Raw genomic sequence first — 26,584 nt, 5'->3', positions numbered from 1 at the left:
AAAGCTATTCGTAGCGAAAAATACGAGAAGGAATATAACGATGGCAAAACTGAATGCCTACTTTGGCGAATACGGCGGTCAGTACGTTCCGCAAATTCTAGTTCCAGCACTGGAGCAACTAGAGCAAGCGTTTATCGACGCGCAAGAAGATCCAGAATTCCGCAGCGAATTCATGACGCTTCTTCAAGAGTATGCGGGCCGCCCAACGGCTTTGACTCTAACTCGTAACCTAACCAAAGGTACGAAAACCAAACTGTACCTAAAACGTGAAGACCTACTTCACGGTGGCGCGCACAAGACCAACCAAGTGTTAGGTCAAGCTCTGCTTGCGAAACGCATGGGTAAAAACGAAATCATCGCAGAAACAGGCGCAGGCCAACACGGTGTTGCAACCGCACTAGCGTGTGCACTACTTGGCCTCAAGTGTCGCGTTTACATGGGTGCAAAAGACGTTGAACGTCAAAGCCCGAACGTATTCCGTATGAAGCTAATGGGCGCAGAAGTTATTCCTGTCCACTCGGGTTCAGCAACACTTAAAGACGCATGTAACGAAGCGCTGCGTGACTGGTCTGCAACTTATGAAGATGCACACTACCTATTAGGTACAGCGGCAGGTCCTCACCCATTCCCAACAATCGTGCGTGACTTCCAACGCATGATTGGTGAAGAAACGAAGAATCAGATTTTGGCACGTGAAGGTCGTCTTCCTGATGCGGTTATCGCATGTGTGGGCGGTGGTTCAAACGCGATTGGCATGTTTGCTGACTTCATCGAAGAAGAAAGCGTTCGCCTAATTGGTGTTGAGCCAGCAGGTAAAGGTATCGATACTGACCAGCACGGTGCACCACTTAAACACGGTAAAACGGGCATCTTCTTCGGCATGAAAGCACCGTTGATGCAAGATCCAAACGGCCAAGTAGAAGAGTCTTACTCGGTGTCTGCTGGTCTTGATTTCCCTTCAGTTGGTCCACAGCACGCACATCTAAACGCAATTGGCCGTGCTGAATATGACAACGTGACGGATGATGAAGCACTAGAAGCATTCCAAGAAATTGCGCGTCACGAAGGTATCATCCCTGCTCTAGAATCTTCTCACGCACTGGCTCATGCACTGCGTATGGCTCGTGAGAACCCAGAAAAAGAGCAATTGTTGGTTGTTAACCTATCTGGTCGTGGTGATAAAGATATCTTCACTGTACATGCCATCCTAGAAGAAAAAGGAGCAATCTAATGAGCCGTTATGAGAAGATGTTTGCGCGCCTAAACGAAAAGAACCAAGGCGCATTTGTACCGTTCGTAACGGTTTGCGATCCAAACGCAGAGCAATCTTACAAAATCATGGAAACACTGGTCGAGTCTGGCGCAGATGCCCTTGAACTCGGTATTCCATTTTCAGATCCTCTTGCGGATGGCCCGACTATCCAAGGTGCGAACATTCGTGCTCTAGATTCAGGCGCAACACCGGATATCTGCTTCGAACAAATTGGTAAGATCCGAGCTAAGTACCCAGAGCTACCTATTGGCCTTCTGATGTACGCGAACCTTGTTTACTCTCGTGGTATCGAGAACTTCTATGAGCGTTGTGCAAAAGCAGGCATCGATTCTGTTTTGATTGCAGACGTACCAACTAATGAAAGTGCTGAATTTGTTGCTGCTGCAGAGAAGTTTGGTATTCACCCAATCTTCATCGCACCACCAACGGCAAGTGATGAAACACTGAAGCAAGTATCTGAGTTAGGTGGCGGCTACACTTACCTACTCTCTCGTGCAGGTGTTACTGGCGCAGAAACCAAAGCAAACATGCCTGTAGGTCATATGCTGGATAGACTGAACAAATTTGATGCGCCACCAGCGCTACTTGGTTTTGGCATCTCAGAGCCTGCACAGGTGAAACAAGCACTAGAATCTGGCGCCGCTGGTGCAATTTCTGGTTCAGCCGTGGTAAAAATTATTGAAGCGAACGTTGAGCAGCCACAAATTATGCTCGATAAACTTGGTGAATTCGTTTCTGCAATGAAAGCTGCCACTCAAAAATAATTTCAGTTTGATATGACACAACAACGCCCGCTTAACATTATGTTTAGTGGGCGTTTTCTTACTATCGTGTTTATACCACGTCATTTTTTGTTCAACGCCCGCACTTTCCAAATCTATCTCAAGCAGAGCACTCAAAGAGTGTTAAGCTTGGGTAACTTAACTAACTCAATAAAGCAATGTGCAGTAAGGTTGCTACATGGAAGAAGTCAAAACACTGCTAGCCAAATGTCCTGTACTATCAGGGCTGCCAGATAAAGGGCTTAGTGAAGCTGCGCAAATGACTAAGGTTCGCTGCTTCGACGAAAAAGCACTGATTTGCAATAAAGGTGCGCTTCAATCTTCTCTTATGGTCATAGCTCAAGGTGCAGTGAGAGTGAACTCAATTAGTTCAAAAGGCAAAGAAGTCACACTGATGATTTTCGAAGCTGGTGGCTGGTTTGGAGACAATGTTTTTTCTCCCGGTATGCCTCGTATTTTTGGTGCGACCGCGCATTCTGACGTGACTGTAATGGAGCTTCCTGGAGATAAATTTCGCCAATTACTCGCCAAATACCCTCAAAGTTACCCCACTATACTCGACTTACTTAGCCGCCGCTTGTGGTCTGCTATTTCTGTTATCGAAGATGACGCGATTAGAGGAATTGAAGAACGAGTCGCCAAAAGGTTACTGCTGCTTGCAGAATACCAACTTAATCAAGCGATCGATACTCGACCATGCGTTGTCAGGGTAACAAGAGAACATATCGCTAACATGATGGGGCTAACTCGTCAGAGCGTACACAAGATACTAAAACGATTAGAAAGTATCGGGATGCTAGAGCTAAACTATGGCTCAGTAACCATTACCAATCCGAAACGCTTAGAAGAATACTTTAAAGAACTCGAGCAATAGATCCATTCAACAAACGGTAAGTATTGTCTAACGATAGCTAAAAATCTTATGCATCTAATTGGTCAAGAGCACAACACCATTTGCGCTTAGGCAAGTGGCGCTGTGACACAAAGACCATTGAATTGACTAAGCTATATTCAATTCAGACTTCAACTCACGTTTCAAAATCTTTCCTGTCGCACTCATCGGGAGGTGCTCACGAATTTCGACATAACGAGGATATTTAAACGAGGCTAATTGCTCTTTACCCCACTTTTGTAATGAATCGGCGTCAATATATTCTTTTGGTTTAAGTACAACGTAAGCTTTTATCTCTTCTCCATACTCTTCATTTGGAATCCCTATCACCGCTACCATTGAAACTGCAGGATGAGTCATGAAAACTTCTTCAATTTCTCTGGGATAAACATTAAATCCACCTCGAATGATCAGATCTTTCATTCTATCGACAATAAATAAATTACCTGAACTGTCAAAGCGGCCCACATCACCAGTATGGAACCAACCATTTTGTAGCGCAGATTCAGTAACTTCTGGGCGGTCAAGATATCCCTTCATAACATTATGACCACGCACAACAATCTCACCTTCTTCGCCTATCGGTAGTGCATTGCCTTCAATGTCGATAACTCTTACTTCGACGCCTTGAACCGGTTGACCTACCGAGCCTGGTATTCGCTCCTGATCTAAATGATTAAAACATGCAATAGGACTTGTCTCCGACAACCCGTATCCTTCTAAGATCGGCACATTAAATGTTTCTTCAAAGGTTCGAAAGATTTCGGTTGGTAATGGCGCACCACCGCTTACTGCAACACGCAATGACGAGGTATCAAATTGATGCTGCACATGAAGCAGACCGATGTACATCGTTGGCACACCAGCAAATATCGTCACCCTATGTTTTTCCACCAGCTCAAGAACATGTTTAGGCTCAAACCTAGGCACTAACACCAATGTTGCCCCGCCCAAAACACTAGCATTTAAGTGGACGGTTTGACCAAATGTATGAAATAAAGGCAAAGTTACTAAGTGAATATCATCGGCCTGGCTGCCCATAATGTTTTGTGCCACCAGAGCGTTCATTATGATGTTCTGCTGAGTCAGTTCAGCGCCTTTTGGTAAGCCTGTCGTCCCTGATGTATACAAAATCACACATGTATCATCCGCATTACGCGGTATATAATCCGGCAACGGTTGGACATCGGCTATAAACGCATTGAGAGTTATTACACCATTCCAATAGCTTTCATCTTGAGATTGAGTCAATACGACTATGCCTTCGCATGTATCGACTTGTTCAAAGGCTTTGACACCCTCTTTTGCCATTGGCAGTTCTTTCGTCCCTTCAAAGCAGAAATAAAACTTCGCTTTTGAATCTTCTAAGTGATACTTAATTTCTCGCGCTTTCAAAAGCACATTTAATGGGACTGCAACCGCGCCAGCTTTTTGTATTGCATAATAAACAAACGCGAAAAAAGGAATGTTTGGGCATGAAATCGCAACGCGGTCACCTGGCTTTACGCCTTTATTGATTAAAGACGCTGCGATCTTGCCGGCGATCGCATCAAACTGCGCATAATTTATCTTTTCAGTGCCACATATCAACGCCGTTTTATCTGGTTTACTCGCAGCATTTCTTTGTAACGCAGCAGCAAGATTCATCATAGTCTCTTCACCTCTTACTTGTCTTTCTCGTCTAATCAGCTCAGGAGCATTAACTAAGCAAGTTATCTCTAACACTGGATCGTCAGCATTTGAGTCTCACCAGTCATTACAATTTAACATTATGTTTACAACGCAATTAGAGCCAAGAATGTAAAGCAATTAACATTTCAGAAGGCAAATTAATAAAAGTGTGAGCTTGAAAGAGATGAATTGTTATAAATATCAACCCAATTCACTAAAAACTCTGACTGCAATAGCAAATACAAAAGCGGTTAAAATTAACAAAAAGAAAACAAATAAAGAAAAATAAACTTGAACAATCCTAAGCGCGACCCTTATAAGAAAAATCAATAGCAAACGTTTGCTATTGAACAAAACTTTATCGTTCGTCAATAAAATATCGATTAATCCATCAATAATACCTTGCTGCATATTGCCAATTGTAAACGATAAGTGTAAAAAGCAAGGCGAGATAATTATCCGTAAATCCATTTATGGTTAGTGGGTAATTTTAGGATTTTACATTTTATTAGCACAGAGGTTATGGAAGTGTTAAAAGAAAAGAGTTTGCTAAACAACATTGGCGTACAAGTCGTAATCGCCATGATCGTGGGCACAGCCGTTGGTGCCATGATGGGTCATGATGCGACAGTGTTCGCTCCTTTAGGTGCTATCTTTATCAACTTAATCAAAATGTTGGTTATTCCTTTGGTCGCTGTAGCCTTGATTTCTGGCGCCGCTGGTCTTGGGAACAGCCAGTCAGCAGGTAAAGTTGGCATCGTCACTCTAGGTTATTTTGGTTTAACATCCGCCCTAGCCGTTGCGCTTGCACTATTTATGGGTGAAGTATTCCAACCAGGCATGGGTATCGACGTCTCTGGCATTGAAGGCATGTTCTCAGCAGAATACGCTTCAAAAGGTGAACTACCTACTTTCTGGGCAACCATCACTGGTATGATCCCAACCAACGTTTTCCAATCACTAAATGAAGCAAACATCCTACAGATCCTCGTTTTCTGTATGTTCTTTGGTATTGCGATTTCTAAGCAAGCAAAAGAGCGTCGTGAACCAATCATCAATGGTGTTAACTGCATCGTTGACGCAATGGTTTGGATGATCAACAAAGTAATGATCATTGCACCTATCGGTGTATTTGGTCTGATGGCAGAAGCCGTCGGTACGTTCGGTTTTGGTGCACTAATGGTGGTGTTTAAACTGTTCGTTGTTTACGTTGCCGCCATCCTAATCTTCGGTTTCGTTGTTTACCCAGCAATGGTGCATGTTTTCACGAAGACATCTGCGAAGAAATTCCTGTCTTCAATGAAGAAACCGCAAGCAGTTGCGCTTTCAACAGCGTCTTCTATGGCAACACTGCCTGTTACAATGGACACCTGTGAAAAAGAGCTGGGCGTAAAAAATTCAACTGCATCATTTGTTCTGCCTCTAGGCGCAACGATCAACATGTCAGGTAATGCGATTTACTATGGCTTGGTTGCTATCTTCTTTGCTCAACTGTTCAATATCGATCTAGGCATGGGCGCTTACATTGCAATTATCGTAACGTCTACATTGGGTGCGGTTGGTCAAGCGGGTGTTCCTGGCCCTTCTTTCCTAGTGGTTGCCGTGCTTCTTGCCGCTGGCATTCCAATTGAAGGTCTACCGCTGCTATTCGCTCTTGACCGTATTTTCGATATGATTCGTACAGCACTGAACATCACAGGTGATGCTGCATGTGCAGTTATCGTTGATGCGCTAATTGAAGAAGAAACGGCAGAAGCTGAGCTTAAAAAGCAAGAAGCCTAACCCTTTCTTGAATAGACCAAAAACCGCTCATAATGAGCGGTTTTTTTGTCTTTTCTTGCATTACGTAACTATACAAATAGAAACCGATGGCATAAATTTTTCAAAATGATATAAACCATTACAAAATATAACAAAACGTTAGAGCTAGGTTATATCATGAGTCTTGAGCAATCTTTGGAATATCTCACCAAAATAAATTTGCCGATCGAATCAAAGCAGCAGGCCCTGGTTGACTCAGTTATTCTTACCCTAACGAAACAAAAACGAGATGCTCTTTTTCAACAGGTTGCTCTGTATCGAATAAAACTGCTTAAATCTCTCTTTCCTAAACACGCATCAAAAAGTCTTTCTGCACTATTTGAGTTAATGGATTATCGAGATTTAGTGCAACAGTATCCGACAGGTTTCTCCAAAGAGATTCGTTTACTTGAACAACTTGCCGCAGATTGTTACCCGCATTGGATGGTTTTCTGGTGTCAATGCGAGATCGAAGCAATCAAGCAAAAATATCCTTCAAACGAAGCTGCGATTCCTACTCCGCTTCCGTTTGACGACCACAGCTATACTAGCGTGTTAATTGAAGATATCGCAGATTGCGATCTTGAGGTAATGCTGCCAAATCATGCAGCGTTAATGCCGATTTCCGAAGCGATCACACTGAGTAATCTTGAGCTTTTCGTCCAAACTGAACAATGGTTTGAAATCTTGCCTCTTTTATCACTCTCGCAAAAAGGGCAGCACTTTGCGCTCTTGCTCAAATCGTCATCTTCACCAATCATGGTCTCCTCCGCTTTAGTGCAAGGCTGGCATCAACGAAATAACTGGCTCAGTTACTCACCACAGTTTAGTAACGAACAATGGCAGTTTTGCTTTCCTAATCATGGGTACAGTGTTCTCAATCAACTGGGTATTTTGGAGTGTCGTGCTCTAACTCATGAGCACACTCTTATTGAGTTTGATGCTCAGTTTCAATCTCGTGTAAAGAACAGTGAAGCGGTTTGCGAAGTACTGCGTCTTACGGTGGGAGGCAACATTCAACAAAAGCTGTATTTTTTGTATCTGGCGCAAAAAACTATGATGAGCGAGCTCTATAAAGCAGGCTATAAGCTCGGCTTTACCATTATTGAGCAAGTATTTATGTTAAATTTCTATCAATCTATTGATTTAAGTGCCTACTTTCACTCAGGATACCGCGACATTAACGGTGACGGTACCAAGACATACCGCGGTTTCTGGAATTTAGGTATGATGGTTGAAGCATTTCAAGACATACAATTTCGCGACTACAAACATTGCGTACGAACAAAAAGAATGGATAAAAAGGTGAATGAGCATGCTTGATGTTCATTTGCACGGTCTCTTTTACCCAAAAGCAATGGCATTGTACGCGACTGTACTAATAGTATTCGCTTGGCTACTGTATTACTGCTATCGCCTAAAACAGAAGAGTGAATCAATCTTAGGCTCGCATCACGCGCCTTACATCGCTTATTCCAGCTGTATCATTGTTTGGATAAGCAGCAACGCCTATTTCCATACCGATTTATTGCCAGAATTAGGCTCTGTTGGTGGCATTTTTATGGCTAAGTTAGCGAACTTAGCGTCTTTTTTCGCCTTTGCGTTTGCATTCTATTTTTCTTGCCAGTTAACCGCAGATGTTAAAAAAACAGCGGTCAAAGTCTGGCAAAAAGTCGTCTTTGTCGCACTAGCAACGTATTCACTGTACATCAACTTAGTGCCGAATCTTACTGTCGAAAATGTCACCATTAGTGGTCCAAGCCAGTTCGTCATTGAATTTGGCCCACATACCTCATATTTTTTCATTAGTTTGCTAGCTTTCGTGGTACTAACGCTGCTTAACTTGATTGCCATGCGCGCTAACAGCAGCAAGCTCACGCTAGCAAAAAGCAACTATATGATCGCTGGCATTTTGGTATTCATGTTATCTACGGCAGTGATACACCTTGGAATGACGTATTTCCTTGGCGACTTCTCCCTAACTTGGTTACCACCAGCACTTTCAATCAGCGAAATGTTGTTTGTCGGCTATGCCCTACTTACCTCTCGCTTCTACAGCGCTAAATATCTCACGTACTTAACGGTAAGCGCGCTCTTAGTCTGCGCCATTTTTGTTCTGCCGCTAGGGGCGATATTTATTCCTATCTCTGAAGATAACCAATGGCTTGTTGCGGTACCTTTATGTGCGCTTATCGGTATCACTTGGCACTTGCTTTTTAAGCGAGTCAGTCGTTTCGCTTCGTATTTTATTTATGGGAAACGACACACTCCCGTTCAGCAAATCCTTGGGTTAGAGGAAGAGTTTAAACGCTCAATAGATGATGCTATGCATCAGTTGGCATCGTTACTTAACATACCAAACAACAAGCTACAGCTAGTCACTAGCAATTACACAGAAACGTTTTACGAAGAGTACCTGCCGTCAAGCAAGTCAGTTCTCGTGCTTGATGAGTTGTCTGAAGAAATTGATTATGCCTCCTCTTCTAAAGGGTCTATGAGAAAGCTCTACGAGCGTATGCGCTCAAGCAATACTGCGCTCGTTATGCCTCTCTTCGGTCGTGGAAAGTCTGTTACTCACTTACTAATTTCTTCACATAAAATAGATAATAAGCTGTTTTCTAATGAAGAAATCTCAGCTCTGCAAACGTTATTAGTTCGCATCCAGAGCACCATTGAAGCCGATAGAAAGGTACGCCAAAGCCGTGCGCTGGCTAACTCCATTGCACATGAAATGCGTAACCCTCTCGCTCAAGTACAATTACAATTTGAAGCTTTAAAACAGCATATAGAGTCAAACGCCTCACTGGATACGCTAAAAAGAGAAATTGATAAAGGTGAAGCCGCTATACAACGCGGTAGACAACTTATCGATATTATTTTACGAGAAGTTAGCGACAGTTCACCAGAGCATGAGCCTTTAGCTCTCACTTCCATACATAAAGCCATCGACCAAGCAGTAAGCCGTTATGGTTTTGAAAACGATCAAATAATAGAGAGAATTAACCTGCCACAGGCACACGATTTTGTCGCGAAGTTAAATGAGACCCTGTTTAACTTTGTCATTTTCAATTTGATTCGTAACGCTATCTACTATTTTGATTCTTATCCCGACAGTCAAATTGAGATTCGTACCCAGACGGGGGCTTACGAAAACATTCTGATCTTCCGAGATAGTGGGCCAGGTATAGATAGCAGTATCTTACACAAGATATTTGATGACTTTTTCTCGTATCAAAAAAGCGGAGGCAGTGGCTTAGGTTTGGGCTATTGCCAACGTGTTATGCGCTCCTTCGGAGGACGAATAGAGTGCCAGTCTGAATTGAACGAGTTCACAGAATTCTACTTGTATTTCCCAGTCGTACCAAACGCACCAAAACCAGAGACATTAAGAGCACCGGACTTTGATAGCTGGAAAGCAACTGCATCACATTTTGAAAATCATTCAGCTCAACACGTACAAGTATCTAAAGATGCACCAACAGTGCTCATTGTTGATGACAAAGAGGTGCAACGCACCTTGGTACAGATGTATTTAAAAAGGCTGGGAGTCAACAGCTTACAAGCAAATAATGGAGCCTCTGCGGTAGAACTATTCCACTCTCACAAGATTGATCTCGTTCTTATGGATGTCCAAATGCCGGTAATGAATGGATTTGACGCAAGCCAACGGATTAAGCAAATCACATCCTCCGTTCCAATCATTGCCTTATCTGGTGAGTCTGGAGCTAGAGAGTTGGAGCTAATTTCGAAACTCATGGATGACAGACTCGAAAAGCCCACCACGTTAAATGCACTTCAAGTCGTCATCCAAAGATGGTTACAGAACGAGAATTTTGCACCTTCCAACACTTTTTAATCTGCAAATATAGAATTGGCACTAGATGTGCATTATTGGAGTAAATCGAATTATCCAGAAGGTCAAGCAGGCTACAAAAGAGTAGCGTATGAGCTTGATAAGGAGATCGCCATGTTACTTCATCGACATACATACTACGGCCTGATTCATCATGGAATCAAAACACTGTTACTTGATCGCTTAGGCCACTATACAGAAGAAGAGTATCATCACTATCTGAGCCTGATGACTGGTAAATCCACTTGCTTCACGATGTCTCTTGAAGAGCTAGAAGCAACGGTCGATAACTTACTACGGGAAGGCTATTTAGAAGATGTAAAAACGCTTATTTCCCAATATCAACGTGTTGCTTAAGGTTTAAAACTCTCAACTTTATTGCCGCCTCATCGCGGCAATTTTTATTCCTTCCATATGCTGTTTCGACATGGAAGAATCTTGCGGTCTATACGATATACTAAGCGTTACTATTCTTACCTTAACTTCCTCAGTATTCACATCTTGTCAGATTCCGTTAGACTGTCTTCAATTCAATAATTAGGTAGATTTTGCCATCATGAAGCAGATCCTAGACTTTATACCACTCATCGTTTTCTTCGCTTTATACAAGCTGTACGACATCTACGTGGCGACAGGTGCACTGATCGTAGCAACAGCCATTCAACTTGTCGTCACCTACGCGCTGTATAAGAAAGTCGAAAAGATGCAGCTAATAACATTTGTTATCGTCACTATCTTCGGCGGCATGACCCTTTTCTTCCACGACGACAATTTTATAAAGTGGAAAGTCACCATCATTTACGCGATTCTGGCGATTGGCTTAGCAGTGAGCCACGCATTGGGAAAATCAGCCATCAAAGGTATGCTAGGCAAGGAAATTACGTTACCTGACGCTGTTTGGGCAAAGATTAACTGGGCTTGGGTTGGCTTCTTCTCATTCTTCGCTGGCCTAAACATTTATATTGCTTACGAATTGCCGTTGGATGTTTGGGTTAACTTCAAAGTATTTGGAATGTTGATCGCGACATTTGCCTACATGATTGCGACTGGCTTTTACATTTATAAACACATGCCAAAAGAACAAAAAAATAACTCATCCGATGTGTCCACTGATGATTAAAAACTCAGTTTTGCTATAATCCGCGACTTCACAGCGACCTTAGGGTCGCTGTTTTGCTCCATGTATCAGTAAACCGCTCAAACAACGTACCGTTTTCAGACCATTCTTGCTGCTGTAAACCAACTTTCTCTGGTCCGGTATCTGCGGTTTTTTAAGGACCTTTGGTTCTAGGTATTTACTATGTTGGCGCTTAGTTTGAGCGCCTTTAAGATTTAGGATGTCACAATGAGTCAAGAAATTAGCTCTCCGAAAGGTCAAATGCTGCTTCGTACCCTTGCAATGCCTGCAGATACAAACGCCAATGGCGATATTTTTGGCGGTTGGATAATGTCTCAGCTCGACTTAGCGGGCGCGATTCTGGCAAAAGAGATCTCTTGTGGTCGCGTTGTCACCGTTTCGGTATCAAGCATTACGTTCAAAAAACCTGTTGGTGTGGGCGATGTCGTATGCTGCTACGGCGAATGCACTAAGATCGGCCGCACATCCATGAGTGTCGATTTGGAAGTATGGGTCAAACCCGTCAAAGCTCACGGTGTTGGCGAACGCTTCATGGTTTGTGATGCGACCTTCAACTACGTAGCCATTGACAGTGAAGGTAAACCACGTCCGGTTCAGAATTAGTCAACCTACAACGCTAACAGTTAGAAAGGATCTCACATTTTCTGTTGTTCACTTGTGAGAGACACAAAAAAGGCGTTAAATTAACACTTTACCCTACCAATTAAGGAACTATGCTATGTGGTATGTCATCTTTTCACAGGACGTTGAGAACTCGTTGGAAAAACGCATGAGCGTTCGCCCACAACACTTGGATCGCTTACAAAAGCTACAAGACGAAGGTCGCCTTCTTACAGCTGGTCCGATGCCTGCGATAGATTCTGACAATCCTGGTGAAGCTGGATTTACGGGCTCAACTGTCATCGCTGAATTCGCCTCTCTAGAGGATGCTAAAGCGTGGGCAGAAGCCGATCCTTATGTAGCGGCTGGTGTTTACGATAATGTAATCGTGAAACCGTTCAAAAAAGTGTTTTAATTTATGAAAAAATTACTGTGTCTTTTCTTGGTATTTGGTGCTCTGGCTGGCTGTTCATCAACCGATGATAATCAGCGCCAACTTGAGCTTATGGCATCAAACCGAGCAGGAGTCTTGTCAGCGGGCCTCCCTTTAGAGTACGGTCCACTGCAAATAATGCGTGTCTCATCCAACAAAAATGTTGTAGAGATGATGATGATTTATAACGATGGCGCACTCGGTGCAAAGCCGTTAAATCAAGTACTGAATACCAGTATCTATACCTACTGCAGCAACCCAGAAGTTCGCAAGCAAATTGATATGGGCTTGATGTATCGTATTAAGGTACGTAATTCTCGCGGTCAGTTGATGGCAGATGAGTTGGTTTCCGCACAGACTTGTACTCAGGTGAAGTAGCTACAGTAATTTTTGTTGCTTTCGGCATGAGACGATGATTCGCTATTATTGGATAATCTGAAAACGAAAGTTAACAATTAAGAATAGAAAAACGGAGACCACAGTCTCCGTTTTTATTTGCTGTAACGATGTGTTACGCCAGCTCAGCACGGAGCTTCTTCGCCGCTGAAACCAGATTTGCCAATGCGGCTTCTGTCTCCTTCCAGTTTCGTGTTTTCAGACCACAATCTGGGTTTACCCACAAACGTTGAGCCGGAATTTTTTCTGCCGCTTTCTTGATTAAACCTTCAATCCATTCTTCCGTAGGAATGTTTGGTGAGTGAATGTCATAAACACCAGGGCCAATTTCGTTCGGGTAATTGAACTCTTCAAATGCTTTCAGCAACTCCATATTCGAGCGAGATGTTTCAATGGTAATGACGTCCGCATCGAGTGCCGCAACCGAATCAATGATTTCATTGAACTCGCTGTAACACATATGAGTGTGAATCTGAGTTTCTGGTTTTGCACTTGCCGCAGAGACCTTAAACGCATTTACGGCCCATTCTAAGTACGCTTTGTGATCGCGTTTTTTGAGTGGTAAACCTTCTCGAATGGCTGGCTCATCAATTTGAATGATATTGATGCCTGCATCTTGCAGGTCAGACACCTCATCACGCAGTGCCAAAGCAAGTTGCTGCGCAATTTCTTGACGTGTGATGTCTTCACGTGGGAACGTCCAACATAAAATCGTTACTGGTCCAGTCAACATGCCTTTCATCTGTTTGCTGGTTAGCGATTGTGCGTACGTCGACCATTCAACTGTGATCGGTTTTTCACGTTCAATGTCAGCAACTACAATGGCAGGTTTCACACAGCGAGAACCATAACTCTGTACCCAACCAAATTTGGTCGTTTGAAAACCCGCCAAGTTCTCAGCGAAGTATTCCACCATGTCGTTACGCTCTGCTTCGCCGTGAACAAGCACGTCTAGGTCGAGCGCCTCTTGACGTTTTACTGCGTCAGCAATATGTCCTTTAAGTGCTTGGATATATTCAGACTCAGATAATTGACCTGCACGATAAGCGCTGCGCTGCACCCGGATTTCACCCGTTTGAGGAAAAGAGCCGATTGTCGTTGTTGGCAACAAAGGCAAGCCCAATACTTCAGCTTGATGCGCAGCACGCTCTGCATAAGGTGCGTTGCGCTCGGCAAGTGACGCGGTAATGTTGTTTAAACGCGCTTGTACTTGAGGTTTATTCACATGTGTTGCTGTCTTGCGCGCTTTGATTGGCTGGCTATAGGTATCACAAGCGAGAATCGCATTTTGGTCACCATCGAGCGCTCGGCCAAGCAAGGCGACTTCTGCCACTTTTTGTTTTGCAAAGGCAAACCAACTTTTTACTTCTTCGCTCAGTTCTGTTTCCAGTGCTAAATCAACAGGGCTATGTAGCAGAGAACATGAACTGGCAACCCAAAGTTTGTCGCCCAGTTTCTCTTTGACTGGCTGTAGACGCTCGAGTTGGGCACTTAAATCTGAACGCCACACGTTACGACCATTCACAACGCCGGCAGAAAGCACCCACCCCTCCGGTAACTTGGCAACCACATCGTCAAGCTGCTGAGGGACGGCAGATAAATCGATATGCAAACCATCCACCGGTAGCTCTACAATTTTGTCTAGCGTATCGCTTACGGAGTCAAAGTACGTCGTTAGCAGCACTTTTACATCGCTTCGAATCACTTGGTAGGCTAGCTTAAACGAATCAGCCCATTTGCTTTCTAGCTCCAGTGACAAAATTGGCTCATCAATCTGAACCCACTCAACACCTTGACTTGCTAGCTTTGCCAAAATAGCTTGGTAAGCAGTAAGTAAGCGTGGTAGCAGGGTTAAGCGGTCAAACCCTTCTTCGACCTCTTTGCCCAAGTAAAGGTAACTGACTGGGCCAAGCAAAACAGGCTTCACTTGGTGGCCAGCTTGAAGCGCTTCGTTGACTTCTTCAAACAGTTGCGGCCAGCTCACTTCAAACGTATCGTCCTTGCTGAACTCAGGGACAATGTAATGGTAGTTTGTGTTGAACCATTTGGTCATATCCGATGCCGCAGCGCCCGCACAGCTGCAACCCGCCTGAGATTGACCGCGACCCACTTTAAACAACGTATCCAGGTTAGGGAAACCATCAGCGTGACGCTTTGGCACATGACCCAATAGCAACGTGGTCGTCAGTACATGATCGTACCAAGCGAAGTCGCCAGCGGTGGCAAAACTCAGACCAGCATCCGTTTGTGTTTGCCAGTTTTTGGCGCGTAGATCTGCCCCAACCTTTTTAAGCTCAGCTTGATCAATTTCTCCTCGCCAGTATTTCTCCTGAGCGAATTTTAATTCTCTTTTTTCACCAATGCGTGGATAACCTAGTATGTGAGTCGTTGTCGCCATGTCCCTATTCCTTTCTCAATTTTGTTCAATTTGTTTGGGTCAGAGCATCTTTCGGTAAATGATAAGATGTCTGGATGGCTAAACTATCGCTCTCATCTGATATTAGAACAACGTCCATTTATTCAACTTGTTTATTAAAAAAATTCATCATGAAGCGACATGATTCGCAAATAAAAACAACAAATAGACGTCTAGACGTTTACATATCCATTTTTTGTCGTTAAGTTATTTACACGATTGCTATTCTGTTCATAGCGAGCAACAAAGGATGAAAGGAATTCATGATAGAGCTAAAACATTTGCGGACACTCACTTCGCTTCGAGACACTGGCTCTCTAACGGCGACAGCGACCGCTTTGCATCTCACTCAGTCGGCACTGTCTCATCAGATCAAAGATTTGGAGGCGCGAATTGGAGGGCAACTGTTCCTGAGAAAGACTCGTCCGGTGAAGTTCACTTCAGAGGGAGAAATCCTATTGCGTCTTGCAGAAGATATCCTTCCGAAACTCGCAAGAGCAGAAAATGATTTAGCGAGCTTGAAAGAAGACGTCAATGGCCGATTACATATGGCCATTGAATGTCACTCTTGCTTCCAATGGCTAATGCCTGCACTTAGGGAGTACCAACTTGCTTGGCCAAGCGTAACATTGGACTTTTCCTCTGGTTTTGGCTTTGAACCACTACCAGCTCTATTGGCAGGCGAACTTGATCTCGTTATTACTTCCGATATCCAACCTCGATCTGAAGTCCACTACGAGCCTCTATTCGACTTTGAAATGCGTTTAATTACCGCAACCAATCACCCATTGGCGGAAAAAGAAATTATTGATCCGCAAGATCTCGCAGATCAAACCATGCTCTCTTATCCGGTTCAAAAACAAAGGCTGGACGTCGTAAAACACTTTCTTCAGCCAGCAGGAATAGAACCTGCGAAATGGAAGCAAGCCGACAATACTCTCATGTTAGTTCAGATGGTCTCTGCTGGATTAGGGGTGGCGGCACTACCCAATTGGGCGATTTCTGAATTTTCTCGCCAAGGTCTTATTACCAGTAAACCTTTCGGCCAAGGCTTATGGCGTCGCTTGTTTGCAGCAACGCGTCACTCAGAGAGAGAGAAGCGTTACTTACAAGCTTTTTTCGCAACCGCGAGGCTACAATGTAAAAGCCACCTTGACGGAATCAAGGTGGCTTAAAAGATTTGCGTTATGAAAGGCTTAGCGTTGATATGCTTTAAATTGGTTAGTCAATGGATCGTACTGATAACCGAGCATATCAAGCTTGCCGACTACAGACTCTACATCCATCTCATACACTGATACTAACTCGTCAAAACTGTCGCACTCTAAACGTAGCTTTTCGTTGACGATACCTAGCAAAATAGTGCTGTCCAGATTACCTACATTGCTTAAATCCATCGCGACTCTCCTCTTCGACAAGGTATATAAACAAGCGTAGTAGTAATCACGCGAATTTAAAGTGAGTGCGATCTAAAACGTGATCACCTTATACCCAAGCACCAAGAAAGCACTTGGATATAAGCCGTCTAGCTTTGTCTTTAGAATAGAGGTTAAGCCGCGAGAGAGAATAAACCTTGCAGGCTCGTCATCGACGCGAGTGCTAGCAACAAGGCAACGCTCAGTTGCACCTTTTCTGGTTTCTTATGCGTAAAAATATGCCAACACCACACAATAATTGAAGAAATTAACATAGCTAAAGACAGCAAGATTGGCTGTGTTGCAGCGTTCAGTGCAGCTTCATTTAACTGGTAAGAAGCAAACAACGTTGCGATGACTAATAGCATTCCAGACACGATGCCCGTAACTGGTAAAATACGGTGAAATGCCTGTAATCTGCTGCGAGCTATCGTAAGCAGCAATTGAGAAAATGACGCCCCAAGGAAAAATATCATTAGCGCCATCGCTATCGATGCTGGCCAGCTTGATTGCTCAAATACTTGAATACTCACATACGCAAAGGCCAAACCATTCGCTAAATGCATCGCCCATAGTGGCCCTTTTTCACGCGTTTTCTTGGTTTGAACCTGAGAATAGAAGTAGAAAATAGCAAACACGATCATAAATGCTTCAATGCGAAGTGACGCAACAGCGAGCCACAATACAGCTACTGCTGGCAACATTTTATGAAGACGTCCTCGCTGACCAGGACAAATATCGCCCTTTATTAGAAGCAAAGTCAGTAGCGCTTGTGCGCCAAATAGCATCGGAGGGAAAGTAACCAGCAATTGTTGAATCATGTTGAATGCACGCTCAAAAGTCATTTTGGGGGGCGATAATATCAAATCAACTATCGCCAAACCACCGAAAGTCGGCCCCCAAATGAGCTAAAACGGTAAGACAATTTTATTCACAGAGAAGCAAGATACTTCAACGCGTCTTCCTGCGTTAAAACTCCACGGTACTCTTCTTTGGTATTACACAATACCCAAGGGAAGCGAATGCCGGTTTTAACCAACTCTCGAATAACAGAGACAGGTAAATCCTCATCAACCAACACAAATTCGGTGCTCATTATCTGATTAACAGGACGTTTCCAAATTCGGCTTTCTCGTTCAGTTTCTCGCTCTGTGCCCATCGAGGGCGTTAGGTGTAAATTCACCGTCTCTTTCGTAATTAACCCAACACAACGATTTTCATTGAGAACAACTAAAGGCAAGCTTGGATTCAAATTCATGTACTCAACTGCCAAGGAGAGCGGTTCTCCAGGGTCCATAGACCTGACTTGTTCATGGCTCAAAGATTGCAACACATCACTTTGCTTAGACTCAATCGCGATGTCAGAGAACAGATGCTCATAACTGTCCGCTTTATCCATCAAATCGACAGGCACGGCAGCAGAAAATAGAAAGCCCTGCATGTAATCGACACCGATTTCTGCCAATACTTGAAGTTCTTGCTTAGATTCCACGCCTTCAGCAACCACTTTTACATTCATTTGCTGTGCAAGCTCGGTGACCATTTTCACAATGTTATAGCTAGTGCTCCCTTTATGAATGTTCTTGACGAATTTTCGGTCTATTTTCAGTAAATCAAACTGCCCTTTTTCTAGATAAGAAAAAGAAGAATACCCAGTACCGAAGTCATCAATCGCGATCTCAATCCCCTCTTTCCGCACTTCCTCTAGAGCTCGAGTATGCTCCTCATCTTGTTCAAAATACGCGGTTTCTGTTAGCTCGATAGTTACTCGCTTAGGGTCTACACCACTGGCTTTAATCAAATCATGCGACCGCTGAAGGATCTGAAGAGAATCCAATTTCGTATTGAGGGAGCGATTGATGGTCACGCCCACTTCCTCGCCATAAATTTCTTGTAAGCGCGGAAAGTGCTTCAACGCAGCTTGGCAGACCACATCATCAAGTGCCGCTATGAGTTCTAGATCTTCAATAATAGCGATCATCTTTTGCGTACAATACGCATCATTTTCATCATAGAAGCGTGCGAGAGCCTCGAACTTAACCACTCTTCCGGTTTGAACGTCGATAATCGGTTGAAAGTAAACATCCACTAGCCCACTCTCTATTTGCGCCTCCAAAAACGCCTCGAGATGTTGGCGCTTCACTAATTCAGAGTGAAGTTCACTATCGTAAAAGTTGAAATAGCTGCCTTCACCGGAAATAGAGGACAACATCGCTTGCGCTGCATGTGCTAGCGCTTGTCTTGGTCGGTTCGTATCATAGCCAAGGATTGACACACCAGTTTGGCCTTTAACGATAGTGGCATGCATTTTTGTGCCCATTTCATTTCTAAGCTCATTAAAGAACCCTTTCATGGCAATTTGGATCAAACGAACCGGGCTCAACCATTGACAATGAGGGGTCTGCAAGCATACGACAAACACATCCCGAGATAACTGCCCCGCAATACTGGTGTAGCGACTTCGCATAATAAAATCTGCAAAACCTAATTGCTGTTCAAGCAAGTATCTCTCCGAAAACTTGGGTCTTAGTGTCATAACAATGTTGAGTTCTTTATTTCTGCTTTCATTCGCTAAGGTAGCTAATTGGAGTTCAAATTCTTTCCTCGTCGGTAAAAAGGCAGCCCAATCATGCTGTTGTTCACAACGATTTTTCATCCACAACAACGAAGCAGAAATATCCGTAGAAAATCCGAGATAAAGAATTCGTCCAGAGTGAAACGTAAGTCGGTAAATACAAAGATGATGAGCTTGGTTGCTACCGTTTGCTGTTTTGCTCAGCAAGTTACCACACCAACATCCTTCATCATTAATTTGCTGCCACAGCTGATCATAAAACGCTTGGCTATGGTGAGAGGTACTGAAAATATGAGTTTTAAGCCCAACCAGATCTCGGTTTTGATAGCCCATTTGTAACTCAAAGGCACGGTTACAACCTAAGATGCGCGTATCTTCATCGGCAACTAAAACTCCTACATTTGGCAAATCAAAAATCGTTTCGAGAATTTTCGCTAACTCCTCGCAACCAGTGATTGTTAATTGTGGAATAATAGTGCCTTGGATAATGCGCTTATTGAGCCTTTCAAAACTAATAGTAACGTGCACTAAGTTAACGTTTTTTAGCATCATGCAACAAGAAAACCGTCCCCGTCCGCCAAAGAGTTCCACTTCTAGAATTCGTTGTTTTAGCGTTTCTTGTTGCCCCATCAGCATATGATCAAACAAGTTATTTAGGCTGGTTACTGGCGTACTTATCCCAAATGCATTTGCCATTCCTTGCTGATCACATTCGAACTCGCGAGTATCAATATCGTAAGACCACTCTATAACAGGAGTTAGACTGGAAGTCGTTTGCATTTTTGGATGCACTGTTGTCGTAGATTCACTCATACCCTAGCCCCTTTTCTTGTAATTAGCCCAAGGCTCAAAATTCACAGTCAATTCGCGACATTCCTGTTGGGACCTGCCGATCCTCTTTATAGATGGATTGTGTCAACGATAAGCCTATCGACTTAGAACTATTTCCAGAGCAGCTCAGCCTTTTGCATTTAATATGCACTAGTTTGATTATAGGCTTTACCCCATATAAGCACACCATTGCTTATGCTTTGTATTAAGATTGCGACATTTTTCATGAACCGATCTATAACCATGAGGCTTTCAAGGTGAAATTAGACAGAAAATCGCCGATAGAGCATTGATATTTTTACAAACCAAATAAAACTCGATGAACTAAGCTGGAATAGATGAGTTTGTTATAGATACCTGATAATCAAATCGCTATAATTCGCGCTCCCTGGAACAGAGAGCAAAATATGACCAATAACATCACTCCTATTCATGAGTACAAAAAATACTGGGCAGAGTGTTTTGGTACGGCACCTTTCTTGCCGACCAGTCGCAAAGAAATGGATGCCCTAGGATGGGATAGCTGTGACATTATCATTGTAACCGGTGACGCTTATGTGGATCACCCAAGCTTTGGTATGGCTATCATTGGCCGCCTGCTAGAAGCACAAGGTTTCCGTGTCGGTATCATTGCTCAACCAGAATGGCAAAATAAAGATGCGTTCATGCAACTTGGTAAGCCAAATCTGTTCTTCGGGATCACTGCGGGTAACATGGACTCCATGATCAACCGTTACACCGCGGATAAAAAGCTTCGTCACGATGACGCGTACACACCAAATAACGAAGGTGGTAAACGCCCAGACCGCGCAACGTTGGTTTACTCTCAACGTTGTCGTGAGGCTTACAAAGAAGTACCTATTGTTTTAGGTGGTATCGAAGCCAGCCTACGCCGTGTGGCACACTACGATTACTGGTCAGATAAAGTTCGTCGTTCAGTACTGTTTGATGCAAAAGCAGACATCCTACTTTTTGGTAACGCAGAACGCGCACTTGTCGAAGTAGCACATCGCATCGCAAACGGCGAAGACATCAGCACCATGACCAATATTCGTGGTACTGCTGTGAACTTGCCAACCGCGCCAGAAGGCTACACGGTTATTGATTCTTCTCGCATTGAAAAACCTCGTAAAGAAGCGTTCGTACCAAAGAACCCATACGAAGTAGAAACTCAGTGTGAAGCTAAAAAAGACGAGCCAGTTGCACAACCAATCACGATTCGCCCATCACGCCACGATGCTGCGACGACTGCGGTCCGTTTACCTTCGTTTGAAAAGCTAAGAAACGATCGTATTCTTTATGCGCATGCAAGCCGTGTATTGCATCTAGAAACGAACCCGTACTCTGGTCGAGCGCTACTTCAAAGCCATGGTGATCGTGAACTTTGGGTAAACCAAGCTCCAATTCCATTGACGACCGAAGAGATGGACTTTGTGTTTGGCCTGCCTTACGCGCGTGTCCCTCACCCTAGGTACGGGAAAGCAAAAATTCCTGCGTACGACATGATCAAGACGTCTGTAAACATCATGCGTGGTTGCTTTGGTGGCTGTTCTTTCTGTTCGATTACCGAGCATGAAGGTCGAATCATTCAAAACCGTTCGAAAGAGTCTATCATCAACGAGATTGAAGAAATTCGCGACAAAGTTCCAGGCTTTACCGGCACAATTTCCGATCTTGGTGGCCCGACTGCAAACATGTACCGCCTGGGCTGTAAAGATCCAAAAGCGGAAGCGAACTGTCGTCGTCCTTCTTGTGTATTCCCGGGCATCTGTAACAAGCTAAACACAGACCACAAACACACGATCGATTTATACCGCGAAGCGCGTAAAGTTGAAGGCGTGAAGAAAGTGATGGTTGCATCTGGCGTACGTTACGACCTTGCGATTGAATCACCAGAATACGTGAAAGAGCTCGTGACTCACCACGTAGGCGGTTACTTGAAGATTGCACCGGAACATACAGAGAAAGGTCCTCTTGATCTGATGATGAAGCCAGGCATGGGTACGTACGATCGCTTTAAAGAGATGTTCGAGAAATACAGTGCAGAAGCAGGCAAAAAGCAGTACTTAATCCCTTATTTTATCTCTGCGCACCCAGGCACAGAAGACGAAGACATGCTGAACCTTGCTCTGTGGCTGAAAAAGAACAACTTCGAATGTGACCAAGTACAAAACTTCTACCCTTCGCCAATGTGTAACGCAACGTCGATGTACTACTCAGAGACAAACCCTCTGAAACGCGTGAAGTACAAAAAACGTGAAGATGTACCTGTAGCAAAAGGTGAACGTCAACGTCGCCTGCATAAAGCGCTGTTGCGTTATCACGATCCAGCAAACTGGCCAATGATCCGCGAAGCCCTAGTCAGTATGGGTAAAAAACATTTGATTGGTGACAAACAAGGCTGTCTCGTTCCTGCAGAAGACATTGAAGCACAAACACCTGCGCAACGTCGTAAATCTGGTCGTCACGGGGCAAACCGCTTTGCAACCAAACATACCAAAAACCAACCAGGCTTCGGTGGTCATTTGAACAAACGCTCTGAAGGCGGTTCAAAAGATGGTAAACCATCTGGTAACCGTAACGGTTCTGGCAAAGCTACAGGTGGTCAACGCCCTGCAAACAACGGCCAACGTCCTAGCGGCAACGGTGCAAACCGCCCGGCAGGTAGCAAGCCGCAAGGCCAAGGTCGCCCACAAGGACAAGGCAAACCAGCTGGTCAACGTAAACCAAAGCGTCGCTAATTATTTAGAGCTTAATACTAGAAAGGGCTCCAGAGGTAACTCTGGAGCCCTTTTGTTTTGTCGGCTCATTGAGGCATCACTCACAACTCAAACTTTGATTCAATCAATACAAAAAATGGTAAACACCAACCAACTTATTGGAAAAACAAACAATTATTTGATTGACGCAAAACCATAAAAATCTAACTCATTGATTTTTAATTGCTTTATTTTGGTGCGATATTTGCGTAACAGAGTAAAACTCTTAAACATGGGCTAACGATGAATAATCCACTTCCCCCAAAAACTTCTATGTTCTGGTATGACAACAGCTATACCTATGAGGAGGCCGTTCAGGCATTTGAAAGCGATGGTACACTGAAATCGCTGAATATCGTTCCAACCACGGAATCTGATGATCTTGCTGGCTCACCCCCAGAGCGCAGTATGTTTTGGGAGGGAGAAACAAAAAAAATCGATCCGCCACCGCCGTCTGAACCAGAGCCTCTCAATTTAAAAACTGAGAAAGAAGCAACGGAAGCATCACCTGCGCACTTTATCCCTGTCCGCTATGCCATCGATCAGCTAGAAACAGAAGAGACACAACCTTTTGGTTTGCCTGAAGAATGGAAAGGCCAAGACCCAGCCAAACTCAATACCGTTGGTTACACCCTGCGTCAACTGCGCGACGGTTGGCTGTATGTCTATGATGCAATCAACAAAAGCTTAGACGAATACGAAATCAAAGGAACGCAATTCACGCTCTATAAGTTGGGAGAATCAGAAAGCCCAAAATCAGAGCAGCGTGGGACACCACAAGATGCAAAGCCCTTCCTTACTTACGTCAACGGAAGCGTACTATCGATTTGCTTCTCTGAGCACCGGTGGACATGGCACACGTTCATGCGCGTACTTAACAATCCGAGTAATCATATCGATCGCATGCAAACCATTGTTCTGTCCTCAAACGAGAATCAGCACAACATTGCACCAATAGATAAGTTAACCCAAGTCGCTGATATTGAATCTTCTGCCGTCGATGATGGTCGCTTTGCGGATTCTGGCATCGCCACCAAAGCAGATGAAGATGGTTCTGTCTTTAAACCTGTCGCAGTCGAAAGCGATTTAACCTCTGCGATTCCAGAAGAAGAATCAGGCTACTTCGTCGCGATAAAAGATTACGCCGCAGACATTCAAGATATGTCACTGCATTTTGTTGGTGCCGCAAGCCCTTACCGCCTTTTCACTGACCAGTTTTCAAACCAGTGGAACTTGATGCAGACCGCCATGCAACTGTGTATGTTTGGTGCAAGTGACGAGATAGACATGCCAGCTAGCGTTAAGCGTAACGGCGAAGAGCTGTCGTTTTATACCGACATGGCTGACTATTATGACTCCTCTCACCAACTTGATTTGGCAGAGCAGAACAAAAGCTCAGTTCAGTCCGGCTATCCTGCTAAATTTTCCGCTGGAGCGATTGAATCACACCAACATACCCAAAGTGACATTGCTAAAGCGATACAGGACAAATATCGAATTTCTGCGAGCCGTTTTGGTAAATACGAACAATGGATAGCGACTGAACGCTGGCGTCAGCAGCTCAACTGGAAGCAAATGCTGAGCGAGATGCAAGAGCTGTCAGAACAAAAAGAAACCATGCTAGCCCAAGTGGTTTCGGTCAAACGCGACTTTATCGCAGTAATGGAGTCCTTAACGCCGCATCATCTCGAAAGAACCTTCGACCTATACAGCGAAGACACGCAGTACAGCTTGTATCAACTACACAAGCAAGCGGTTGAGTCATTTACTTTGGTGATACAAGAAGAAGACCGCCAATGGGCTGAAAGCCAATGGGAGAAACCAACCAGTTTACTTGCTCTCTATGCCTCTGGGTTTAGTCGTAGTTTATTTAAAGTGATGGAGAAGAATATTACAGAGGCGCTTGATGAACAGTCGATCGTCTCAGAAAACCCTGATCCTGATAATCAGTTGATGGACCAGATATCTGATACCAGCAACCGCGTGAATATGTACTCTAAGATCATGGACTTTGTTTCCAACCCAAACACTGCGGAAACAGCCTTTCTCAAAGATATCGCCAAAGGTTTCCAAGAGCTGGATATTATTTTTAAATCTGCAATAGGTGCGCTTGCAAAAGGCGTTGTAGAGTTTGGTGTTAGCATGACCTCACAAGTATCAATTTCGCTGATGCCTGTTTTCGCTAAACCTCTGAACCGTCATAGCTATTATTTATTTGCCGTTATTGCAGAACATATGGCACACAATATGCCAGTTACTGTAAATGAAAGCTACGCTCGCGATTTTAAAAAATGGAAAACACGCGTAAATGATTACCCAAGTGAGCTCAAGAAAAACGATGCGGTCATTGCTGACTTCCAGAAAAACAACCGCAAAGCCGACTCTAAATACACAACAGCTTTAAAAAATAAAAAGAGAATTAAGAAGGCACTCGCTGTAGCTACATTGGAGTACCCACAGTACATTGAGTTACCTGATGATCTACCTCAAAGAACCATCGAGCTTAGAACGCGGATCGTGATGAATAAGCTCAATGATTTGAATAAACTGTTCGAGAATGCCGGTGGTCTAGGCTTTATGGCATTAGTATTTAACTGCATCGCGCTTGGTGATGCCATGAGCAGTATTCAAGACACTGGATTAATGTCCTCAGATGAATTTTTGGATATCCAACAAAAGCTTTTTTATACAGTCAACGCTTGGACGGGTATTCGCACCGGTAAACTTTGGGACAACGTAAGAGTAGATAAAACGCTACGAGCACGTTCTTTATCTGCCCTAAAAGAAATGGCGAAACGTGATACCACAATACCTATTTCTTCTTTGAGTGATCTTAAAATTTTCAACAAATGGCTTGCGGTAACAGGAATAATAGGTGCTTTAGCTTCAGGGATAGAAGCTTACCGGTCGTTACAACAACTTGATAGTTTGAATGGCACTGCAAAAATTGCGGGATACTTCAACTTTTCTTCTTTAGTTGGACTTACAGCAGTAGGGACCTTTCAAGCTGTAGGAGGAATAACTGGCGTATGGTCAGCAAACGTTCTTTTCGGTGGGCCAATCATGTTTGTCATTATGGGGCTAACTGCAATTTACCTTTTGAGCAACTATGTAATGAGCAAGTTCAAACAAGACGATTTTCAAAAATGGTTAGATAAATTACCGTGGGGATATAATTCCGCCAGAGCACAATGGAGTCAGTCTCCAGATCTGTTAGAACGAGAAAAACACAACTCTTCATTAGTACAAAAGGCACTATTTGATTTACAAACCATCATAGATAAACCATCAATCTACCAAGTGCCAATGATGCGGGTTGTTCCCAATTCATCAACGCAATACCCATCAGCAATGCAGGAGCTGTTTGGTATTGAGTTGCATATCCAAGTTCCTACCAAAATAGCAAGAGATGGAATTAAACTTCGGACAAATACTTCTGTAACTAAGGGAGAATTGATATCAGGAACTTGGTACACCGGAGTAGATCTAGAAACCTTGAATAGCCCGATGAACTCCACAAACTCTCAAAGCGTGTATAAATTGAGTTTACCTATGAAAGACTCAGCTGACTATCTAGCATTTGAGATAGAATACATCCTCGATGATGAAAACGAATTAAGCCGTAAGTACTGGTTCCAAAATAATGCAAAACAGCGTGCAACTTATACGGCGATTTCAGACAATACTAAACAAGCAACGATCAGAAGTTCATTAACTTCAGATGCTAGTGAACTTAGCTTACAGGAGTAA

19 protein-coding genes are annotated in these 26,584 nt (G+C 43.7%); 14 read left to right on the top strand and 5 right to left on the bottom strand.

Annotated elements, in window-relative coordinates; all coding sequences use genetic code 11:
- Window positions 1-40 precede the first annotated feature (40 nt).
- The 3 genes from trpB to R7Z78_RS15205 all read left to right on the top strand — a co-directional run bounded on the left by trpB (window position 41) and on the right by R7Z78_RS15205 (window position 2,929).
- Window positions 41-1,231, top strand: coding sequence for a tryptophan synthase subunit beta (gene trpB / locus R7Z78_RS15215; RefSeq protein WP_005445041.1), 1,191 nt, complete (start codon window positions 41-43; stop codon window positions 1,229-1,231).
- Window positions 1,231-2,037, top strand: a complete 807-nt coding sequence (gene trpA / locus R7Z78_RS15210; protein ID WP_104975458.1) for a tryptophan synthase subunit alpha — start codon at window positions 1,231-1,233, stop codon at window positions 2,035-2,037. Before trpB ends, trpA begins: the two co-directional genes overlap by 1 nt.
- Before the next feature lie 196 nt (window positions 2,038-2,233).
- Window positions 2,234-2,929 carry a Crp/Fnr family transcriptional regulator gene (locus R7Z78_RS15205; RefSeq protein ID WP_005376777.1) on the top strand — a complete coding sequence of 232 codons (696 nt, stop codon included), beginning with the start codon at window positions 2,234-2,236 and terminating at the stop codon, window positions 2,927-2,929.
- Window positions 2,930-3,055: 126 nt separating this feature from the next.
- On the opposite strand, the gene R7Z78_RS15200 is transcribed toward R7Z78_RS15205, so the two are convergent.
- A complete protein-coding gene (locus R7Z78_RS15200; protein WP_054577046.1) occupies window positions 3,056-4,597 on the bottom strand; it encodes a long-chain-fatty-acid--CoA ligase in 1,542 nt (513 codons plus the stop codon).
- 543 nt (window positions 4,598-5,140) lie between these two features.
- Here R7Z78_RS15200 and R7Z78_RS15195 point away from each other — a divergent pair.
- The 8 genes from R7Z78_RS15195 (at window position 5,141) to R7Z78_RS15160 (ending at window position 12,820) form a co-directional block, all read left to right on the top strand.
- On the top strand, window positions 5,141-6,400 hold the full coding sequence (locus tag R7Z78_RS15195; protein ID WP_104975460.1) for a dicarboxylate/amino acid:cation symporter: 1,260 nt from the start codon (window positions 5,141-5,143) through the stop codon (window positions 6,398-6,400).
- 156 nt (window positions 6,401-6,556) lie between these two features.
- On the top strand, window positions 6,557-7,741 hold the full coding sequence (locus tag R7Z78_RS15190; RefSeq protein WP_104975461.1) for an acyl-homoserine-lactone synthase: 1,185 nt from the start codon (window positions 6,557-6,559) through the stop codon (window positions 7,739-7,741).
- Window positions 7,734-10,274: a hybrid sensor histidine kinase/response regulator gene (locus R7Z78_RS15185; RefSeq protein WP_104975462.1), complete on the top strand. Its 2,541-nt coding sequence runs from the start codon at window positions 7,734-7,736 to the stop codon at window positions 10,272-10,274. Before R7Z78_RS15190 ends, R7Z78_RS15185 begins: the two co-directional genes overlap by 8 nt.
- Window positions 10,275-10,385: 111 nt before the next feature.
- The gene (locus tag R7Z78_RS15180; RefSeq protein WP_169644167.1) at window positions 10,386-10,628 is read left to right on the top strand and encodes a hypothetical protein; all 243 of its coding nucleotides are present in this window, start codon (window positions 10,386-10,388) and stop codon (window positions 10,626-10,628) included.
- Window positions 10,629-10,827: 199 nt separating this feature from the next.
- The gene (locus R7Z78_RS15175) at window positions 10,828-11,391 is read left to right on the top strand and encodes a septation protein A (protein ID WP_005376769.1); all 564 of its coding nucleotides are present in this window, start codon (window positions 10,828-10,830) and stop codon (window positions 11,389-11,391) included.
- Window positions 11,392-11,616: 225 nt separating this feature from the next.
- Window positions 11,617-12,012, top strand: a complete 396-nt coding sequence (gene yciA, locus R7Z78_RS15170) for an acyl-CoA thioester hydrolase YciA (RefSeq protein ID WP_005376768.1) — start codon at window positions 11,617-11,619, stop codon at window positions 12,010-12,012.
- Window positions 12,013-12,127: 115 nt separating this feature from the next.
- Window positions 12,128-12,424 carry a YciI family protein gene (locus R7Z78_RS15165; RefSeq protein ID WP_005376766.1) on the top strand — a complete coding sequence of 99 codons (297 nt, stop codon included), beginning with the start codon at window positions 12,128-12,130 and terminating at the stop codon, window positions 12,422-12,424.
- A 3-nt stretch (window positions 12,425-12,427) separates the two neighbouring features.
- The gene (locus R7Z78_RS15160) at window positions 12,428-12,820 is read left to right on the top strand and encodes a GspS/AspS pilotin family protein (protein ID WP_005386726.1); all 393 of its coding nucleotides are present in this window, start codon (window positions 12,428-12,430) and stop codon (window positions 12,818-12,820) included.
- Between the two features lie 133 nt (window positions 12,821-12,953).
- Here R7Z78_RS15160 and metE read toward each other — a convergent pair whose 3' ends face one another.
- The gene (gene metE / locus R7Z78_RS15155; RefSeq protein ID WP_042522829.1) at window positions 12,954-15,236 is read right to left on the bottom strand and encodes a 5-methyltetrahydropteroyltriglutamate--homocysteine S-methyltransferase; all 2,283 of its coding nucleotides are present in this window, start codon (window positions 15,234-15,236) and stop codon (window positions 12,954-12,956) included.
- A 281-nt stretch (window positions 15,237-15,517) separates the two neighbouring features.
- On the opposite strand from metE, the gene metR reads away from it, so the two are divergent.
- Window positions 15,518-16,429, top strand: coding sequence for an HTH-type transcriptional regulator MetR (metR, locus tag R7Z78_RS15150; RefSeq protein WP_054730490.1), 912 nt, complete (start codon window positions 15,518-15,520; stop codon window positions 16,427-16,429).
- 21 nt (window positions 16,430-16,450) lie between these two features.
- On the opposite strand, the gene R7Z78_RS15145 is transcribed toward metR, so the two are convergent.
- From R7Z78_RS15145 to R7Z78_RS15135, 3 genes are all read right to left on the bottom strand, one after another.
- Window positions 16,451-16,651 carry a DUF4250 domain-containing protein gene (locus tag R7Z78_RS15145; RefSeq protein ID WP_005376762.1) on the bottom strand — a complete coding sequence of 67 codons (201 nt, stop codon included), beginning with the start codon at window positions 16,649-16,651 and terminating at the stop codon, window positions 16,451-16,453.
- A gap of 152 nt (window positions 16,652-16,803) precedes the next feature.
- A complete protein-coding gene (locus tag R7Z78_RS15140; protein WP_064354144.1) occupies window positions 16,804-17,514 on the bottom strand; it encodes a hypothetical protein in 711 nt (236 codons plus the stop codon).
- An 86-nt stretch (window positions 17,515-17,600) separates the two neighbouring features.
- The gene (locus R7Z78_RS15135; protein WP_104975464.1) at window positions 17,601-20,057 is read right to left on the bottom strand and encodes an EAL domain-containing protein; all 2,457 of its coding nucleotides are present in this window, start codon (window positions 20,055-20,057) and stop codon (window positions 17,601-17,603) included.
- A 425-nt stretch (window positions 20,058-20,482) separates the two neighbouring features.
- Here R7Z78_RS15135 and R7Z78_RS15130 point away from each other — a divergent pair, with 425 nt between their 5' ends.
- Entirely contained in the window at window positions 20,483-22,816 is a 2,334-nt protein-coding gene (locus tag R7Z78_RS15130; protein WP_169644165.1) for a YgiQ family radical SAM protein, read from the top strand.
- 261 nt (window positions 22,817-23,077) lie between these two features.
- Complete coding sequence (locus tag R7Z78_RS15125) at window positions 23,078-26,584, top strand: T6SS effector BTH_I2691 family protein (RefSeq protein WP_104975466.1); 3,507 nt, start codon at window positions 23,078-23,080, stop codon at window positions 26,582-26,584.

The organism is Vibrio sp. 1167 (genome assembly GCF_033340375.1).
GTDB classification, from domain to species: domain Bacteria; phylum Pseudomonadota; class Gammaproteobacteria; order Enterobacterales; family Vibrionaceae; genus Vibrio; species Vibrio alginolyticus.
This window is presented reverse-complemented; position numbering and strand designations above follow the sequence as displayed.

What these genes read in the sequence shown, in the direction of transcription:
- R7Z78_RS15125 (WP_104975466.1), top strand. Translation starts at nt 23,078, where the DNA reads ATGAATAATCCACTTCCCCCAAAAACTTCTATGTTCTGGTATGACAAC.
- metE (WP_042522829.1), bottom strand. Translation starts at nt 15,236, where the DNA reads ATGGCGACAACGACTCACATACTAGGTTATCCACGCATTGGTGAAAAA.
- R7Z78_RS15165 (WP_005376766.1), top strand. Translation starts at nt 12,128, where the DNA reads ATGTGGTATGTCATCTTTTCACAGGACGTTGAGAACTCGTTGGAAAAA.
- R7Z78_RS15185 (WP_104975462.1), top strand. Translation starts at nt 7,734, where the DNA reads ATGCTTGATGTTCATTTGCACGGTCTCTTTTACCCAAAAGCAATGGCA.
- R7Z78_RS15175 (WP_005376769.1), top strand. Translation starts at nt 10,828, where the DNA reads ATGAAGCAGATCCTAGACTTTATACCACTCATCGTTTTCTTCGCTTTA.
- R7Z78_RS15200 (WP_054577046.1), bottom strand. Translation starts at nt 4,597, where the DNA reads ATGATGAATCTTGCTGCTGCGTTACAAAGAAATGCTGCGAGTAAACCA.
- metR (WP_054730490.1), top strand. Translation starts at nt 15,518, where the DNA reads ATGATAGAGCTAAAACATTTGCGGACACTCACTTCGCTTCGAGACACT.
- R7Z78_RS15195 (WP_104975460.1), top strand. Translation starts at nt 5,141, where the DNA reads ATGGAAGTGTTAAAAGAAAAGAGTTTGCTAAACAACATTGGCGTACAA.
- R7Z78_RS15145 (WP_005376762.1), bottom strand. Translation starts at nt 16,651, where the DNA reads ATGGATTTAAGCAATGTAGGTAATCTGGACAGCACTATTTTGCTAGGT.
- trpA (WP_104975458.1), top strand. Translation starts at nt 1,231, where the DNA reads ATGAGCCGTTATGAGAAGATGTTTGCGCGCCTAAACGAAAAGAACCAA.
- R7Z78_RS15135 (WP_104975464.1), bottom strand. Translation starts at nt 20,057, where the DNA reads ATGAGTGAATCTACGACAACAGTGCATCCAAAAATGCAAACGACTTCC.
- trpB (WP_005445041.1), top strand. Translation starts at nt 41, where the DNA reads ATGGCAAAACTGAATGCCTACTTTGGCGAATACGGCGGTCAGTACGTT.
- yciA (WP_005376768.1), top strand. Translation starts at nt 11,617, where the DNA reads ATGAGTCAAGAAATTAGCTCTCCGAAAGGTCAAATGCTGCTTCGTACC.
- R7Z78_RS15130 (WP_169644165.1), top strand. Translation starts at nt 20,483, where the DNA reads ATGACCAATAACATCACTCCTATTCATGAGTACAAAAAATACTGGGCA.
- R7Z78_RS15190 (WP_104975461.1), top strand. Translation starts at nt 6,557, where the DNA reads ATGAGTCTTGAGCAATCTTTGGAATATCTCACCAAAATAAATTTGCCG.
- R7Z78_RS15140 (WP_064354144.1), bottom strand. Translation starts at nt 17,514, where the DNA reads ATGACTTTTGAGCGTGCATTCAACATGATTCAACAATTGCTGGTTACT.
- R7Z78_RS15205 (WP_005376777.1), top strand. Translation starts at nt 2,234, where the DNA reads ATGGAAGAAGTCAAAACACTGCTAGCCAAATGTCCTGTACTATCAGGG.
- R7Z78_RS15160 (WP_005386726.1), top strand. Translation starts at nt 12,428, where the DNA reads ATGAAAAAATTACTGTGTCTTTTCTTGGTATTTGGTGCTCTGGCTGGC.
- R7Z78_RS15180 (WP_169644167.1), top strand. Translation starts at nt 10,386, where the DNA reads ATGTTACTTCATCGACATACATACTACGGCCTGATTCATCATGGAATC.